Genomic DNA, 16,143 nt, shown 5'->3' with positions numbered 1-16,143 from the left:
GTGTTCAACCTCGAATGGTTTTGCGTCCGCGAGAAAATCGTACTTCCAGCACTCGCGACAATAGAGAAAGAGGGAAAGCGATGACGAAATAGAACAGCCCCACCAGCAGGAAAATATGCATCGGCAAAAAGGATTCGGACGCGATGGCCCGGGCCGCCAGCATCAACTCATCGGTGGCGATCAAGGCGCACAGGGAGCTGTCCTTCAGAATCGACACGTAGGCATTGAGCAACGGCGGCAACATGCCGCGAATGGCTTGCGGAAAGATCACGGCGGTGAAGGCTTGCAACGGCGTCAGGCCCGTGGCGATGGCCGCCTCACGTTGGCCTCGATGCAAGGAATCCAGTCCACCGCGCAGGATTTCCGCGACGTAGGCCGAGCCCTGCAAGCCCAAACCGATGGCTCCGGCCCAGTAACCGGACAGCGTCAGCCCGAGGCTGGGCAAGGTGAAATACAGCGCCAGCAGCAACGCCAGGAGCGGCACCGCACGCATCCCCTGGATGAAGCACACCGCCAGACGCTTGAGCAATACGCTGGGGCTCTTCATCGCCCAGGCCAGTAACGCGCCCAACATCGCCGCCAGGGCGAAGCCTGTCAGGGACAACTCGGCGCTGACCCGTGCGCCGAGTAGCAGGCGAGCGATCCAGTCGCTCCAGTATTCCGGGTATTGCTGGAAAAAACTGATCATCGCGCCGCCCCCAGATGACGTTCAAGTCGGATGAAGCCCACGCCAATTGGCAGGATCATCGCCGCATAGATGCACATCACCGCCAGATAAATCAGCGAGGTCTGGAACGTGGATGTCACCAGATTGCGTGCCAGGAACATGATTTCCGGCACGGCAATGGCCGAGGCGATGGACGTGTCCTTGATCAGTTGCGTGACGTAGTTGGCATACGCCGGCAACGCAACGCGCAGGGCCTGGGGCAAGAGGATGTAGCGCAGAATTTGCATACGGTGCAGGCCGATGGCCTGCCCGGCTTCATGCTGGCCGACGTGCAGCGATTGCAAGCCAGCTCGGAAAGTATCGGCCAGCACTGCGCTGCCTACCAGGCTCAAGCCGACGATGGCCGCCAGCCACGCGGGCAAATTGATGCCCAGGTAGGACAGCCCAAAGTAGATCAGAAACAGGTGCGCCAGCGCGGGCACGTTGCGCATCCATTCGATGAAACAGGCGATCGCGCCGTGTACCAGTCGCGATCGGCTGAACGTCAGTAAAACCGCCAGCACCAGACCACCCGCACTGGCCAGCACTAAGGTGCAGAGGGCGATTTCCAGCGCATTCATTGCGCCTTTCAACAGCAAGGGCAACAGTCCGAGGAAAGCTTCCAGATTCACCATCAAGCGCTCTCCACAGCCATACGCCCAAGAAAACAGCGGGTGCGTTCGTGGCGAGGGTTGTCGATGACTTGCGCCGACGGCCCCTGTTCGACAATGCGTCCGCCGTCCATGAAGATCACCCGATCCGCCACATCGCGGGCAAACCGCACTTCGTGGGTGACCATGATCATGCTGCGGCCCTCTTCCGCCAGCTCGCGAATCACCGCCAACACTTCGCCGACCAACTCGGGGTCCAACGCCGAGGTCGGTTCGTCGAACAGAATCACTTTCGGTTGCTGAGCCAAGGCCCGGGCGATGGCGACCCGCTGCTGCTGACCACCGGACAATTGCTCGGGATAAGACTCGGCCTTGTGCCGCAGATGGACTTTCTCCAACATCGCGTCGGCCAACTCATACGCCTGTTTGCGCGGCATACCTTGGGCCTTGATGGGCCCGAGCGCGACGTTATCGCGCACGTTCAAGTGCGGCCAGAGATAGAACAACTGGAACACCATGGCGATCTCGCGGCGCTGCGCAGCCATCTCCCGGTCACTCATCAGGCGTAAACGCTTGCCGTCCCTGACCTGCCCGATCAGCTCGTTCCCCAGCCAGATCTCGCCACTGGTAGGTTTCTCCAGGTAATTGATGCAACGCAGGCAGGTGGACTTTCCAGATCCGCTCGGGCCAATCAGCGACAGGGTCTCACCGGGCTTCAACTCCAGGCTGATGCCCTTGAGCACTTCCAGATCGCCATAGTTCTTGTGTAATTCGTGCACGCGCAGCAACGCGGCGTCAGACGGGTTCGACATTTCGGCTAACCTCTTTTTGTTATAGGCGTGGCGATGAATCGGTGCATCCGCAAGAGTCCGCCCCATCGCCTCACACACTTATTTGCAGCCAGGTAGCGTCCAGTCCGCAGGGCGATCGACGCCGAGCCGCAGGTCCTTGCCTTCGGGCATGAACCAGACATCCTGAGTCAGGCCGTAGCGAGCGCCGATCTTGCGCATCTCACAGTTTTTCCAGAGCGTCTGAATCTGCGCGTTGACTGCCGTCACCAGTTCCGGACTGGCCTTGTTGAAGCCGAACACCACCTGCCCCAAGCCCGTCAGCAGTGGGAAATTCGGATCGTTGTCGACGAAGGCGTTGAAATGCAGGTGCCATTGCTCATTGCGGGAAATGGCGTATTGCATGACCGGTGGATCGCCGATCACCGCATCGATGCGTCCAGCGAGTAAATCGCGAACGGCCGCATCTGACGTGTCGTACAGGGCGACTTGCAGGCCATCGATCTTGCGCATCTCAGGGATGAACGAAAAGCCGGTGATGGTGCCGACTTTCTTGCCTTGCAGATCCTTGAGGCTGTTCCAATTGGTCTTGTCTGTCTGGGTGATGCCGTTCTTGAAGTAGTGAATAGGATCGCTCAAGGCCATGATTTTCGAGCGCTGTTCGGTCCAACCCATGGTGCCTGCCATGACATCCACTCGCTTGGACTGCACCGATGCAATCGTCCCTGACCACTCCATCAACGCCGGTTTGACTTTAAGGCCGAGTTTTTCGGAAATTTGTTGAAGAATTTCACCGTCATAGCCGACCATCCGACTATCTTGATACCCTGTTCCTGGCATATCACCACTGAAGGCGATGGTCAGGCTTCCCGGCTCTACTGTCTCCAATGCGAACACCGGTGCCGCAGCCAGCACGGACAGCAGAAAACCAGCACAAATAGCGGAAAAACGCTGAACCTTGGACGTCTTCATCGAATGCTCCTCGATAGTTTTTATTGTGGCAGCAGAACGTTTCGCATAGGCCCATCGTAGTGGGACCGGCGCTATAACTGGTTGGATGCTTTGCACGAATGATTGAATATTTGCGACATTCTGGCGGTGCAGAGAACGGGACACCTCAGGAAAGCCTCGTGGACGGGCTCGATCATGGGCAGGCGCGTCATCCACCCATGCGCCGCGGCACCGCCGAGTTGTCTATTGGCATCATGTTGTGGCCACGCTTCCCCTTGCTGTCACTGTCAGGACTGACCGATGCGTTGCGGCACGCCGCCGATACGGGCGATCAAAGCCGCCCCATCCGTTGCCAATGGAAAGTACTCGGCACGCCCGGGCAAAGAGTCATTTCCAGTAGCGGACTGGACGTGCCCATCGACAGCGAACTCGCTGACCCGGAGCGTTTCGACTACATCGTGGTGATTGGTGGATTGCTCGACTCCATCGAGGCGGTGCCGAAAACCTATCCCGCGTTCCTCCACCAGGCCGCGGCGGCACAGGTGCCGTTGATCGGCCTGTGCACCGGCAGCTTCGTGCTCGCGCGACATGGCCTGATGGAGGGGCGAACGGCGTGTGTCCACGCCTATCATGGCGATGACTGGAAGCACCGGTTTCCCACGTTGCGCTTTGTCATCAACAGAGACTTTCTGATCGACCAGGACCGGATCACCTGCGCCGGCGGTGTGTCAGTGATCGAACTGGCCCTTCATCTGATCGGCATGCATTGCGGACCGGATCGTGCGGGCAAAGTCGTGCATCAGATGACGGTGGCGAAGAACACATCCAACAGTTTCGTCGATCGACGCAAGGCGCTCGGCTACGCCAGCTCCTCCAACCGTCGGCTGCACGAAGCCGTGATGTTGATGGAAAAACACATGGCCCAACCCCTGGATATCGAGGCCATTGCGCATCTGGTCGGCACCAGCAAACGGCAATTGGAACGCCTGTTTGTCGCTGAAACCAACAACAGCCCAGCCCAGTTCTACCGCCAGGTCCGACTCCGGTTCGGCAGATGGCTACTCGTGAGTTCCGATCGCCAGATCGGCGAGATCGCCTTTGAATGTGGCTTCGCGGATGCGCCGCATTTTATTCGGCACTTTCAGAGCATGTTTGGTATGTCGCCAGGGAAGTTACGCAAGGCCCTGATGCAACAAGATGGGAAATGATGCTGCAAGTGACACTGACTATCACCCGAACCACACTCGCCCAGAGACTCGGAGTAAGAGTTATTGGAGCGTAACGCTTCTGTTACGACCCTCAACGCCGCCGCCCCAGCCCCAAAATGCGCCACGCAATTCGCCTGGAGGGCTTCGCATCCAATGCCGCTCACTTGCGTAATGACGGTTGCCAGCCGAAAGCATGGCAATTTGCCACCGAAACACGGTAAATTCGCCCTATAGGTGATGTCAGCGAACGTCACTACGACTCAGTACAAGGAAGTAGCTATGCCCGCAACCAAGGACTCTCTCCTCAGGCAACCGCCCCTATTGCACCTGTTTCTAGAGTGCCTGCACTGTACCTCTTCACAGACGCTGCTTGAAAAGCAGCATGACCGGGGATAGGGAAAACCTACATGCCCCAACCATTCCGTTTCCAGACTTCACCGTCTACCAGCCCCAACCCGACAGAAGCCAACATATTCATCCATGGCTACAGCGCCGGGCATAGCGACCAGGACCAGAAGCTCCTACTCGAGAAAATTCCCGATCAACTTAGCAACTACACCAATATCTTTGCGTTCTGGCCCTCGAATCACTACCTCCACTTCGACAAGTCGTCGCTCTGGGCGCTTGGCACGGCAGGCCTGTCCTCCGGGACAGGAAGCATTGCTGGGCCCTTCGGTTACTGGGGGCTCGCGGGCTCTTTAGCCAAGGATCGGATGAAGAACTTCACTGAAGCCCGCTCACGCGCAGAAAAAATGGGAATGGTGTTACTCGATCAGTTGCAAGAGTACCTGCGCGGCAACCACCCACAGATCGAAACCATCAACCTGATCGGCCACTCGCTTGGCGGCCGGCTGGTCATCAGCAGCCTGAGAAACTTCACGAATAAGCGGCAGCTGGCCATCAACGATGTGCTGCTGATGGCTGCCGCCGCCGAGGTAACAGCCGTCGAAGCGCGTCAGCTGCGTGGTCTGCTTCAGGGGCGACTGATCAATGCCTATTCGAAGACAGACAGGACCCTGCTGTTGAATTGGGGTGAAACCTGCCTGGGACGTAACGAGGTCGAACACTTCGAGAGCATCGAGATGAACGACTTCGGCCACACCGATTACTGGAAGCGGCTACCCGAGGTGCTGGCCGAAACACGCTTCAAAGCGTGCGCGCCCAGCTCGCCAGAGCCTGCCCAAGCACCTGCTGACGCATTCATGCCAACCCTGGCGCCCGAACAACCTGCCGAAGAACACGACATGACACTCGAACTGAACAACCCAAGTGAGGTTTACCAGCGAATCAATGACGAACTGGCACTCATCATAGGCGAACTGAGCAATCCGTCGGACGACGAAGCCTTGAACCAGGCAAGAGAAGAAGCGATTCGACGGCTCACCGAGCATCGGGCGGCACTGATCGAGCGGCTCGCCGAACTTGAGCAGAATGCAGAGTGGAATACGTTCACCATTGCCTTCTACGGCGAAACCGGCGCTGGCAAATCGACCCTTATCGAGACCTTACGCATCTTGCTCCAAGAGCCCGGCAAGAAGGCCAGCCAGCAGGCGTTCCGCAAGCTACACGACCAGTATGGGCTGAGTGAAGAAAACCTGCAGCAGCTGCAACAGAGCATCGAGCAAGCCGAAGCTCGACTTGGCGAACTGACGCAGCAGTTGAGTGCCACAATGCAACAATACGAACAACCTTACAGGGCCGCCCAGAGCGCCCTCGACCAGGCCAACGCCCGATCCTGCGAATTGACGCAACGACTTGGCGGTACGCTCCAGCAACACGAGAAGTCGCACAAAGACGCCCTTGCTGCCGTCACGCGTCTGCACACCCTTCTCGCCGAGCGTAAAAGCACCGCCTCACTCTGGCAGATGCTGTTGAACCTCTTCAGAAAAATGCCAGAGGAGGTCGAGTTGAATGATGCCACCGCCACGCTGACAGCGACCACGACGGCACGCGACAGCGCTGCGGCGACCCTGGACGCCGAGCAGCAGAAAGCCTATCAGGAACGCCTTGCTCTGGAGCAGCAACTGGGCGAAATCGCAACAGCGCGTGACGACGCCTGTGCGGCGATTGCCGCCCAACAGACGGAGGCGACCCACCATCAGCGGACGCTCGCCCAGCAGCGCCTGGAAAATGAAAGCCAGCTGGCACAATTGCTGTCGCAGCTGCAGACTCATGCCGACGGTGAAATCATCGGTGACGGCAGAACCGACTTCACCCGTAAAACACAGCGCTATGACCTCGAACTGGACGGCCAACCCTTCGCCCTGTTGGATGTACCCGGTATCGAGGGTAAGGAAGGCTTGGTACTCGACGAGATAGAACGTGCCGTCCAGACCGCTCATGCGGTGTTCTACGTCACCAACCAGCCCGCACCACCACAAACGGGCGATGGGCAGCACCAAGGCACGCTGGAAAAGATCAAGCAGCACCTGGGAGCGCAAACCGAGGTATGGACGATCTTCAACAAGAAGATCACCAGCCCCAAGCACTCGCTGGCTGATCGATCGCTGATCTCTGACGACGAAAACATCAGCCTTGCCGGGTTAGACGAGAAGATGAGCGAGCAGCTTGGCAAGCACTATCAGGAGGTGTTCCCGCTGACCGCGCTGCCTGCGTTCCTCGCTTCGACCGACCACTTCGCGCCGGGGTCGCAGAACGCCAAGCGCCGCAGCAAAGTGCTTGCGGACTTCGGTGCCGACGAATTGCTGGAAAAATCCCGCCTGCGCAACTTTCTGCAGTTGCTCGGCGGCCGGTTGCTCCATAACGGCAGGGCCAAGATCATTCGGGCCAACTTCAACAAAGCCAATGAGGCGCTCAACCAGACCACTGAAACGCTCTCAGGCGTTCAGCAGACCCTGGCCGCGCTATCGACCCAGCTCTCCCAGGAAGAGCAAAGCGCCAAGAGTCAGTTGAACAGCAGCTTCCAGGCGCTGAAAAAACGTCTGGAATCCTGCGGCGAAACCTTGATCGACGATTTCGCCAGCAACGTGCGCAACAGCGTCTACGCACGCATTGAGGACGATATCAGCAACGATGCTTTCAAAAATGCCCTAAGCGAACAGCTTGAAACCCAACAGCGGCAGCTGGGCAGGCAATTGCCTAAGGCGGTGAACGCAGAGGTCGGAAAATTCCAGAAGGCGGCCGAGGACATTCTCACGCGCTTCGAAAAACATGCCCAAGAGCTGACCGCAAGCTATGGAAAGCTTGGCAGCATGCGATTCAACGAGCATTTCAACCTCAATATAAAGATCGACAACGGCATCAACGTTGCGGGACTGCTAGGCGGCCTTGTCGGTATCGCCTTGGCGCCATTCACTGGCGGAGCCAGCCTGTGGGTTGCTGGAGCCGCAGCCCTTTCCGTGCTGGTTTCGATCGGCAAAGCGCTGTGGAGCGCGCTCAGCTCGGACTACAAAAAGTCCCAACAACGCCAAGCCACGGAGAAAAACCTGCGCAGCGCCACTGAGCAATTGCGCGACACGCTGCGCGACAGCCTGAAAAGCGCCTTGTGCGAAATGCAGGAGACTATCGACCAACTCGACCTGGCACTTGAAGCGCCTGCCAAACAGGCCACTGACCAGGTGCACACATTGACTCGTTCGACCAGTCGCCTGAAAAACCTCTCCCGCCAAATCGAAACCGCAGGAAGTCTGTAATGGAAAACACTCTCAAAACATTCAAGGCCCAACAGGCAAGCGCACTGACGCTGCTCGACAGGCTGCAAGACTTTCTCGAGCAGGGCGCGCAGGCCGGAGTGCCGCTTGACTCGAATTTGAGCAGCAAGCTGCAGAATGCCATCAACAGCGTATCCGGTGAAAAACTCAAGGTCGCGCTGATTGGCGGCTTCTCGGAAGGTAAGACTTCGATTGCGGCGGCCTGGATGGAGAAGCTGGATAGATCCAGCATGAAAATCAGCCATCAGGAATCCTCCAATGAGGTGAAAGTCTACGAAGTCGACGAAGGCTTCGTGCTGATCGACACCCCTGGGCTGTTCGGCTTCAAGGAGCAGGAAAATGCCGAAACTCAGGCCATCGAGAAGTACAAGGACATCACCAGGAAGTACGTGAGCGAATCTCACCTGGTGCTCTACGTGATGAACTCGACCAACCCCATCAAGGAAAGCCACAAGGACGACCTGACCTGGTTGTTCCGCACTCTGGATCTGCTGCCACGCACTGTTTTCGTTCTCAGTCGCTTCGATGAAGTAGCCGACGTGGAGGACGAGCAGGACTATCAGACTAACCTGCAGGTCAAGCGCGACAACGTGGCAGGACGGCTTCGCGAACAGATCGGGCTGAGCGACCAGGAAGTAGCCGAATTGTCCATCGTCGCCGTGGCCGCCAACCCCTTCGACATGGGGGTGGAGCACTGGCTGGCCAACCTCGAACAGTTCAAGGCTCTGTCGCATATCGCCACGCTGCAGACCGCCACCACAGGAAAGATCCAGCAGAACGGTGGCAGCGCCGCGCTGGCCAACGAAATGCGCGCCAGCGTAATCCGCGACGTGCTCAGCAACCAACTGCCCATTGCCATCGAGAACGATCAGAAGGTTTCCCTGGAGGTCGGCAAACTCGATGAGCTCAACGCTCGCCTGGGCAAACAGCTCGCAGTGACCGGGCAGCAAATCGAAGATGCACGCATCAGCCTGCGCGAATTCGCCACACGCTACTTCTCCGACCTGATCCTGCAAGCCAAGGGTTCCAGCCTGGAAACCTTTGCGGACTTCTTCGAACGAGAGGTCGGCGCTGAAGGCATTATCGTGTCCACCCGCCTGCAGAATGAGTTTAGCCGCCAGACTCAGTCGATCACGCTTGAGGTCGAAAAAATGCAGGTTGGCTTCGATAGCGAGGTCAACCACTTCAACATCACCGTCAAAGCCCTGGGCAAGCAAGGCATCAACCACCTGCTCAAAGGCAACCTGATCAACAACACCACGGTACTGGCCGCACGCGATGGCCTCACTACGATTGCCAAGACGGTGGGCATGGATATCGGCAAATACCTGAAGTTCCAACCGTGGGGTGCCGTGAAGTTCGCCAAAGGCGCCAACGGGGCACTGGCCATCCTCGGCGTGGCGCTCGAAGCCTGGGACAGCTGGGAGCAATACAAGCGCGAAGAGGCATTCAAAAAGGCCATCGCAGCAATGGTCGACAACTTCGAACAGCAGCGTCAGGACTTTCTCGCCCTGGTGAACTCCGCGCGCTTCAAGGAGGAGTTCTTCCCCGACTACCTGCTGCTCAACACACGTCGACAAGAACTGCAAAGCAACCTGGATGACAGCCGTGTACGTCAGCAGCGCTTCCAGGCATGGCGCGTTGAAGCGGAAACCATCGACGCTGAATTCAGAAGATTGAACTGACCCCGTTCAGGCGCCCGCAGCGTGATGCAACGGGCGCCTGGACCCGAGCAAATCCACTACCGAATATCCGGTGTCCGCGTCCTCAAACCATGGTTATTTCTTCACTGTCAATCCACACATATCAGAGCAATGCAGGACTGGAAAAACGCATCACGCTAAGCAGCCCCAGGCGTGATGCGTGATTGACGGCGCTTGTCACCGCCTTGAGGGACGCCAGTAAGCTACTGCCATCGCGGGCGGCGCCAAATAGCAGCCGGTTATTCACGCGAATCTCGACATAGGCCAGTGCTTCGGCCTGAGCCCCATCGCGAGCAGCGTGCTCATGATAATCGGCGATATCGAAGTGAACGCCACGCTGGGCAAATGCATCGACCAGCGCCGCCAGCGGACCGTTGCCCTCACCGCTGAGGTCGAACCTGGTGCCCCCCATGTCGAGCACGCCCTCCAGGTAAGTCACAGCGCCCTCGCTGACCAATTTAGGCTGCAACAACGTGTAGGGCTTGCCCTCATCCAGATAGTGCCGGCTAAAGCACGCAAGGATCATCTCGCTACTGATCTCCTGGCCCGATCCATCCGCCTCTTGCTGGACCAGGTTGCTGAACTCCATCTGCAATCGGCGCGGCATCACGATCCCATGCTGTTCAAGCAGATAAGCCACACCGCCTTTGCCGGATTGGCTATTGACGCGAATGACAGCCTCATAGCTGCGTCCCATATCCGCCGGGTCAATAGGCAGATAAGGCACTTCCCAGAAGCCATCGGGGTTAGCCTGGCGCACTGCAAACCCTTTCTTGATCGCGTCCTGATGCGACCCTGAAAAGGCCGTGAATACCAATTCGCCCGCATAAGGATGGCGAGGATGCGTGGGCAGCTGATTACAGTATTCCACCTCGCGCTGGACGTGGATGATGTCCGAGAAATCCAGCTGCGGATCGATACCGCTGGTGTAGAGGTTCATAGCCAGGGTGAGGATATCGACATTGCCGGTTCGCTCGCCGTTACCAAACAGCGTGCCCTCGACCCGTTCGGCACCGGCCAGGCAGGCCTGTTCGGCGGTGGAAACCCCGGTGCCCCGGTCATTGTGCGGATGGACGCTGATGATCACGCTGTCGCGACGGCTGAAATGCCGGCAAAACCATTCGATCTGATCGGCGAAGACATTGGCCGTGGAGACTTCGACGGTCGTCGGCAGGTTCAGGATCATCTTGTTGGAAGGCGTTGGCGCAAAGACGTCCGTCACCGCCTCGCAGACTTGCAATGCAAAATCCAACTCGGTGAAACAAAAGGTCTCGGGGGAATACTGGAAGGTCCACTGCGTCTCGGGATTGTTGTCCATGTGCTGTTTGATTTCGCGAGCGGCCTGGGTGGCAATCTCGATGCACCCGGCGCGGTCAACACCGAATACCACGTCTCGAAACACCGGGGCGGTCGCGTTGTACACATGCACGATAGCGCGGGGAACACCCTTCAATGCCTCAAACGTGCGCTCGATGAGATGACTGCGAGCCTGTGTCATGACTTGAATTGTCACGTCATCGGGAATCGCACCCGTTTCGATAAGTTCGCGCACGTAGTCAAAATCGGTCTGCGAGGCGGCTGGGAAACCTACTTCGATTTCCTTGAAACCGACCTTGACCAACAGGTCGAAGAAACGGCGCTTGCGCTCGGCATTCATCGGCTCGATCAAGGCCTGATTGCCATCGCGCATATCGACGCTGCACCAGCTAGGCGCAACGGACTGGACTTGGCCGGGCCATGTGCGGTCCGGCAGATCCACTGTGGTGAAATGTCGATATTTGCTGGAAGGATCCTTCAGCATCATGGCGTTTATCCTTTTTGATCCATAGGTGGGCAGGTTCGGCGTCTGACGCCACTGAACATTGGATCCAATAATAAACGAGCATAACTTGATGCAAATTGCGTTTTCACATCAACAGCACGGTGAAATCCACAAAAAAGTCTAATAATGTTTAATTTTTTGGTTATTTGTGCTCGACATATAAATACTAGAGCAATTTTTAGTCTTACAGGTCGTAGTCACCGCACTGCTCTGGCGTCGTAGTCGGTCATGCTCCGTGGAGAGCGCTTCGAAGGCCCGCTGCAAGCGCTTCTTGCGCCAGGGTGTTGTCCAAGCCGCTGCCTATTCCTATCAGCGCGTCAGATTCCCGGACCTGTCACGTGGGCTGGCAACCTGGCCAAGCGATCCCAACCGTCTACATCGATCCCGGCGCAGTTGGGCAACCACAGTGTTTGCAGCGGCAGTTGCTCCAACACCGGCACCACGGCCGATGTGATACGCGACTCTCCTGGATCAGCCCCAAGCGTCAGGTCCCGCAGCGGCATACGCGCAAGATGGGCCACCCCGGCGTCAGTCAGCCAAGGGCTGTCATACAAACCCAGGCGCTGCAGGGGCAAGTCCCGCAAACAAGCCAGATCGGCATCGCGCAGGTTCAGGCCGCTTATTTCAAGTTGCTCCAACGGCAATCCCAACTCGGTGAGCTTGCGCAAAACCTTACCGTCGACGCCCTGGCAAAAACTCAGATTGAGCCGCTTCAGCGGCAGGCCAGCCAGTTGTTTCAGCTCCTTCCACGTGATGTCGTTCAAGGACAGGTCCAGGGACTCCAACTGCAACCCGCGCAGATCGCTCAACGTACTGGCGCAGACACCTTGCACATCGGAGAGCCCCAATCGCTTGAGCGGAAACTCGTGCAACACATCGAGCCGCTCGATTACCTGACGTAGACACTTGAGGTCCAGCTCCGCAAGCGGCATTCCCTCCAGCACTTCAAGGTCGTCTTCGCAGATGAACGCAGAGTGCAGCGAGAGCTTTTCCAGCGGCAGACCCCGAATCGCCTGCAATACGCTCTCGCTTGCATAACAGTCATCCAGACTCAACGAGCGTAACCCCGTCAGGTCGCGAAGCCAGGAAGGATCGTCGAGGATCGCGCCGCTGCCATTGAGGGACAACTGTTCGAGGGGATGACTTGCCAAGTGCGCCATGCCACCAGACGTCAGCTCGCCCACGCGTTGCAAGGTCAGGGAGCGCAGCTTGAGGCGTGACAGTGCACGAAGGCCGTCGTCGGTCATCTCATCGCAACGGTTCAACGACAATTCCTGCAATGGGCTGTCGCTCAGTTGACGGAGAAAACTGTCATCGAAGTCCTCGCCGTAGGTTTGCAATTTCAGCCGGCGCAAGCGTTCCAGCGAGGGGAGGCAGTTGGCGTTATCGTCGCGGGAGAAATTACTGACTTCCAAGGTTTCGAGGGCATTGGCGGGTAAACGCTGCCACGTTTCCGGCCCACAAATAAACCTCGGGCTGTTGAGCACCAACCTGCGCAAGGGCAGCCCGGCCAGGGCGTCACACCACTGCGGCTCGGCGTTGTTCAGCTCCAGATGGTCTACCGGCAAGCCACGCAGCTGCGACAGCAAAGGCCCGGGGCGATTTGTATGGGCCGTGGTGTTCAGTTGAGCCACCACCACCTTAGCCGCCGGATCGCACAGGCCCGCCGCGACGCGCAAACCTTCCAGTGATGCCTCCCCGGTATCGAGCAGATCGCGATAGAGCGAAGCACGCGTGGTGGTGTCATCGGGGTTGGCGGCGAGCTGGGTGATCAGAGCGTTGCGGTTGGGGGTTGGCACGGTCTAGGAGTCTGCGAAAGGGATTGAAGGGGATATGATCGTTAGGGAAGCATAAAAAGGAGTCTTACTGAAGAGGCTGTCAGGGCTAGCCCTGTGGCGAGGGAGCTTGCTCCCGCTGGGCTGCGAAGCGGCCCCACGATTTTGCGGTCGCTGCGCAACCGAGCGGGAGCAAGCTCCCTCGCCACAGTTCTCTCTCTAGCATGACGATGTGCCGAATGGACGGCTGGTTCGAGCCCGTTGATAGCTGTAAACCAAATGTAGGGAAATGCAGCCGCTGAAAAGCCAAAGCTCCTACATGAAGCTCGGAAAGCGGTGTCTTGTAGCGCTTGAGCGGGGCGGCCTATAGTTCCTCGTCGCCCTAACGGCGACTCGGGTTTGGCGACCCGGCAACGAGGTAGCTCCTTTCAACTGAATGAGGTCCTACCGATGAACCGATACATGCCCATCACTGGCATCGACTGCGTCCCCGCTACCCTGCTGATCGACACCGAAGCCCCGCTTGATGCCCTCTTCGAAACTGCCGATTACCGCATCCGCACCGTGACCCAACTGCTGGAAAATATCGCGTTCCGCTCGGAGATCAGTTCCGACACGCTGGTGCTTTCCGATTTTTGCAAAATGCTGACGATAGCGCTGCGCGATGGGTGTGATGTGATGGATGTGATTGGCAGACGATTGCGGGCGCAGTCGGTTGAATAAATGAAAGCGGGCGACCTTTGGGTCGCACGTTTCGCTTATATGCTCGGCCAAGAATGATGTCTTGCGTTTACTGCACCGAAGCCGTCTTGAAGTGACTGACCGAGCCGTTAGCCCCGTTCGCCCTCGGGGACAGGACGACCGGTGCCACGAAGTCGAACGTTTCCTGACCCGCTGGAACCATGTAGGGATCTTTCATGGTCAGGAGGTGCAACGCAGACACCACGGCGGTATCAAGCCCTGGATCGCCACAACTCTTGGCCAAGTAAACCTTAGGTTTTTGGCTCCCTGCCGAGAACCGAAAAAGCACATTGACCGTCCATGTCTGACCGGCGTAATTGAGCTGCCTGAGTTCATATGAGCGCCACAACTCGAAACGCACAATGCGTAGAAGCCCCTCAGTCCATACTCGATTATATTTGTGCACCCGTTCAGCATCGAGTTCCAACCCTCTGGCCAACAGCGGTCGCATTGCCTTCCAAGCGGGGTCGCCATATTTTTGGGTAGCATCGAGGTACAGATTCAAAGCACCCGACACATCCTGTGCACCGCCCTTGCCCTGTTCCATCAGCCCACCCAACCCCACCGCACCACCTATGCCCGCGCGGCGGTAATAATCGCGGGCTTTCACCGAGTCGACCGGCTCATCAATCCCGTCCCGCGCCATGCGTCCGAGTTCCACATAGGCGTATGGATCGACTGGCGCCGCTTGCAGGTAGAGCGCCCGAGCCCTGGCACTGTTCCGACTCACGCCGTTGCCGCTCTCGTAGAACGTACCGAGTGCATGCTGGCAAGTTGGATTACCACCTTCGCTGGCGGCCATGACGAGTTGCAAGTCGGCCGGTGATACAGTTCGACTACGGGTCGCGTCGCGACACGCCTTGCCTTGGCTGCCATCCAGCGCGTCGTCGAAGGTGCCAAGCGGCACAAAGGGATTGCCCAACTCTGCGAGGTAACGCTCCCTCGGCGTGGTGCGGGACTCCTTGATGTACTCGACGGTGCTCTTCCCCACGTCTTTCATGCTCTGGCAACCGCCAAGGGCGATCATCAGACCGATCAATATGATATTTCTGGGCATGCTCTACCTGTGTCCGTATGCGTAACAAAAATGGGGACAACAAAAATGGGGACAGATTTATTTATAAACCGAGCAAAACCAACAAGTCCGCTCTCTCTGCGTTTAGAAAATAAATCTGTTCCTTTTTTGCTTGAGTTGCCTGATTTGGGGCTGCTGCGCAGCCGAGCGGGGATAAATCCACTCGCCACAATGAAATTATTGGACCGCCTGCCCGGCTGATTCAGAAGGCGTCATTGTGACAGTCGGCTCTATAACTTTCGCGGAACGCCCTGTATCGACATCACGAACTTCGTAATACCACCATTTCATAGAAGAAATGCCATACAGTCCATAGGTACGGCCACCGACCAAATCCACGGTCATTTCAATTGGACGTGAGTATTCGGTTCCAATAGCGTACTTAACGGAAAGTTTATGCCTTCCTGCGCCGAGTCGATACTCGGTTTGGCGGGCTAGCCAATATAGCGACGTATCGTCATCGATCTTGTCTATCGACAAATGCTTGTCGAACTGCCGAATTGTCGCGACTTCGTCCCAGGGTTTTCCTTCTGCGCTTTTATGTTCGTAATGAATGCAGCCCGTCAGTGTGAAGCAGAACAGAATCATCGCTACAAAGCGTAAAACAACATCGTGTCGCATCAATGGCCCTCCAAGGCACGTTTTTATCTCTGACTCAGAGAGAAAAGGGACAGATTTATTTGCAAACCAAGCAAAGCAAATCAAAGCAAATAAGTCTGCTCCCTCTGTACGTCGCAAAAAAACTCCCCTTTTCGGTGCTTGTATCGTCAATTCATTTTAGAAATCTGAAAAGAAAATCTTATTCCCGCCTGCTCCACAATAGGACCGACCCTATCTAAAAAATTCTTCCCCCTTACATCCGGAGGGTACTTAAAGACGAAATTTATAGAAACCTGACGACCTTTCGCGTCAGGATAAACCGCTACCAGATCTCCCGCCTCAACAAAGCCAATATACAAATTGATTTTTTCTTGGAGTAGCAATAAATGTTCATTGCTCCACTCCAAATGATCACTGATAGTTAAAACAACTCCTCCCGTTTCTTTATCAACACCAATGGCATCGACAACATCAGCTTGTTCAATTGACATA

Annotated in this window: 13 protein-coding genes; 4 read left to right on the top strand and 9 right to left on the bottom strand. The window is 57.0% G+C overall.

Going from position 1 to position 16,143, the window contains the following annotated elements:
- Positions 1–4 precede the first annotated feature (4 nt).
- From PSH84_RS08440 to PSH84_RS08425, 4 genes are all read right to left on the bottom strand, one after another.
- The gene (locus PSH84_RS08440; RefSeq protein WP_122569108.1) at positions 5–688 is read right to left on the bottom strand and encodes an amino acid ABC transporter permease; all 684 of its coding nucleotides are present in this window, start codon (positions 686–688) and stop codon (positions 5–7) included.
- The gene (locus tag PSH84_RS08435) at positions 685–1,341 is read right to left on the bottom strand and encodes an amino acid ABC transporter permease (RefSeq protein WP_122569107.1); all 657 of its coding nucleotides are present in this window, start codon (positions 1,339–1,341) and stop codon (positions 685–687) included. The genes PSH84_RS08440 and PSH84_RS08435 overlap by 4 nt, the downstream gene beginning before the upstream one ends.
- On the bottom strand, positions 1,341–2,129 hold the full coding sequence (locus PSH84_RS08430; RefSeq protein ID WP_305482599.1) for an amino acid ABC transporter ATP-binding protein: 789 nt from the start codon (positions 2,127–2,129) through the stop codon (positions 1,341–1,343). Before PSH84_RS08430 ends, PSH84_RS08435 begins: the two co-directional genes overlap by 1 nt.
- Before the next feature lie 78 nt (positions 2,130–2,207).
- Complete coding sequence (locus PSH84_RS08425) at positions 2,208–3,077, bottom strand: substrate-binding periplasmic protein (protein WP_305482597.1); 870 nt, start codon at positions 3,075–3,077, stop codon at positions 2,208–2,210.
- A 158-nt stretch (positions 3,078–3,235) separates the two neighbouring features.
- On the opposite strand from PSH84_RS08425, the gene PSH84_RS08420 reads away from it, so the two are divergent.
- From PSH84_RS08420 to PSH84_RS08410, 3 genes are all read left to right on the top strand, one after another.
- Positions 3,236–4,264: a GlxA family transcriptional regulator gene (locus PSH84_RS08420; RefSeq protein ID WP_305482595.1), complete on the top strand. Its 1,029-nt coding sequence runs from the start codon at positions 3,236–3,238 to the stop codon at positions 4,262–4,264.
- 407 nt (positions 4,265–4,671) lie between these two features.
- Positions 4,672–7,917 (top strand): DUF726 domain-containing protein, encoded by a 3,246-nt coding sequence (locus PSH84_RS08415; RefSeq protein ID WP_305482594.1) that lies wholly within the window; start codon positions 4,672–4,674, stop codon positions 7,915–7,917.
- Entirely contained in the window at positions 7,917–9,620 is a 1,704-nt protein-coding gene (locus tag PSH84_RS08410) for a LeoA/HP0731 family dynamin-like GTPase (protein ID WP_305469636.1), read from the top strand. Before PSH84_RS08415 ends, PSH84_RS08410 begins: the two co-directional genes overlap by 1 nt.
- 121 nt (positions 9,621–9,741) lie before the next feature.
- Here the strand turns inward: PSH84_RS08410 and leuA are convergent, their stop codons facing one another.
- A complete protein-coding gene (gene leuA / locus PSH84_RS08405; RefSeq protein ID WP_122569101.1) occupies positions 9,742–11,442 on the bottom strand; it encodes a 2-isopropylmalate synthase in 1,701 nt (566 codons plus the stop codon).
- Positions 11,443–11,777: 335 nt separating this feature from the next.
- Positions 11,778–13,259, bottom strand: coding sequence for a leucine-rich repeat domain-containing protein (locus tag PSH84_RS08400; RefSeq protein WP_305482592.1), 1,482 nt, complete (start codon positions 13,257–13,259; stop codon positions 11,778–11,780).
- Between the two features lie 426 nt (positions 13,260–13,685).
- Between PSH84_RS08400 and PSH84_RS08395 the strand changes: the two genes are divergently transcribed.
- The gene (locus PSH84_RS08395) at positions 13,686–13,958 is read left to right on the top strand and encodes a hypothetical protein (RefSeq protein WP_305469631.1); all 273 of its coding nucleotides are present in this window, start codon (positions 13,686–13,688) and stop codon (positions 13,956–13,958) included.
- Between the two features lie 67 nt (positions 13,959–14,025).
- Here the strand turns inward: PSH84_RS08395 and PSH84_RS08390 are convergent, their stop codons facing one another.
- The 3 genes from PSH84_RS08390 to PSH84_RS08380 form a co-directional block, all read right to left on the bottom strand.
- Positions 14,026–15,033, bottom strand: coding sequence for a tetratricopeptide repeat protein (locus PSH84_RS08390; protein WP_305482590.1), 1,008 nt, complete (start codon positions 15,031–15,033; stop codon positions 14,026–14,028).
- A gap of 195 nt (positions 15,034–15,228) precedes the next feature.
- Positions 15,229–15,672 (bottom strand): hypothetical protein, encoded by a 444-nt coding sequence (locus tag PSH84_RS08385; protein WP_305482588.1) that lies wholly within the window; start codon positions 15,670–15,672, stop codon positions 15,229–15,231.
- Positions 15,673–15,818: 146 nt separating this feature from the next.
- Positions 15,819–16,142: a DUF6572 domain-containing protein gene (locus PSH84_RS08380; RefSeq protein ID WP_305482587.1), complete on the bottom strand. Its 324-nt coding sequence runs from the start codon at positions 16,140–16,142 to the stop codon at positions 15,819–15,821.
- Position 16,143 lies beyond the last annotated feature (1 nt).

This window comes from Pseudomonas beijingensis (genome assembly GCF_030687295.1).
In the GTDB taxonomy this organism is placed as follows: domain Bacteria; phylum Pseudomonadota; class Gammaproteobacteria; order Pseudomonadales; family Pseudomonadaceae; genus Aquipseudomonas; species Aquipseudomonas beijingensis.
This window is presented reverse-complemented; position numbering and strand designations above follow the sequence as displayed.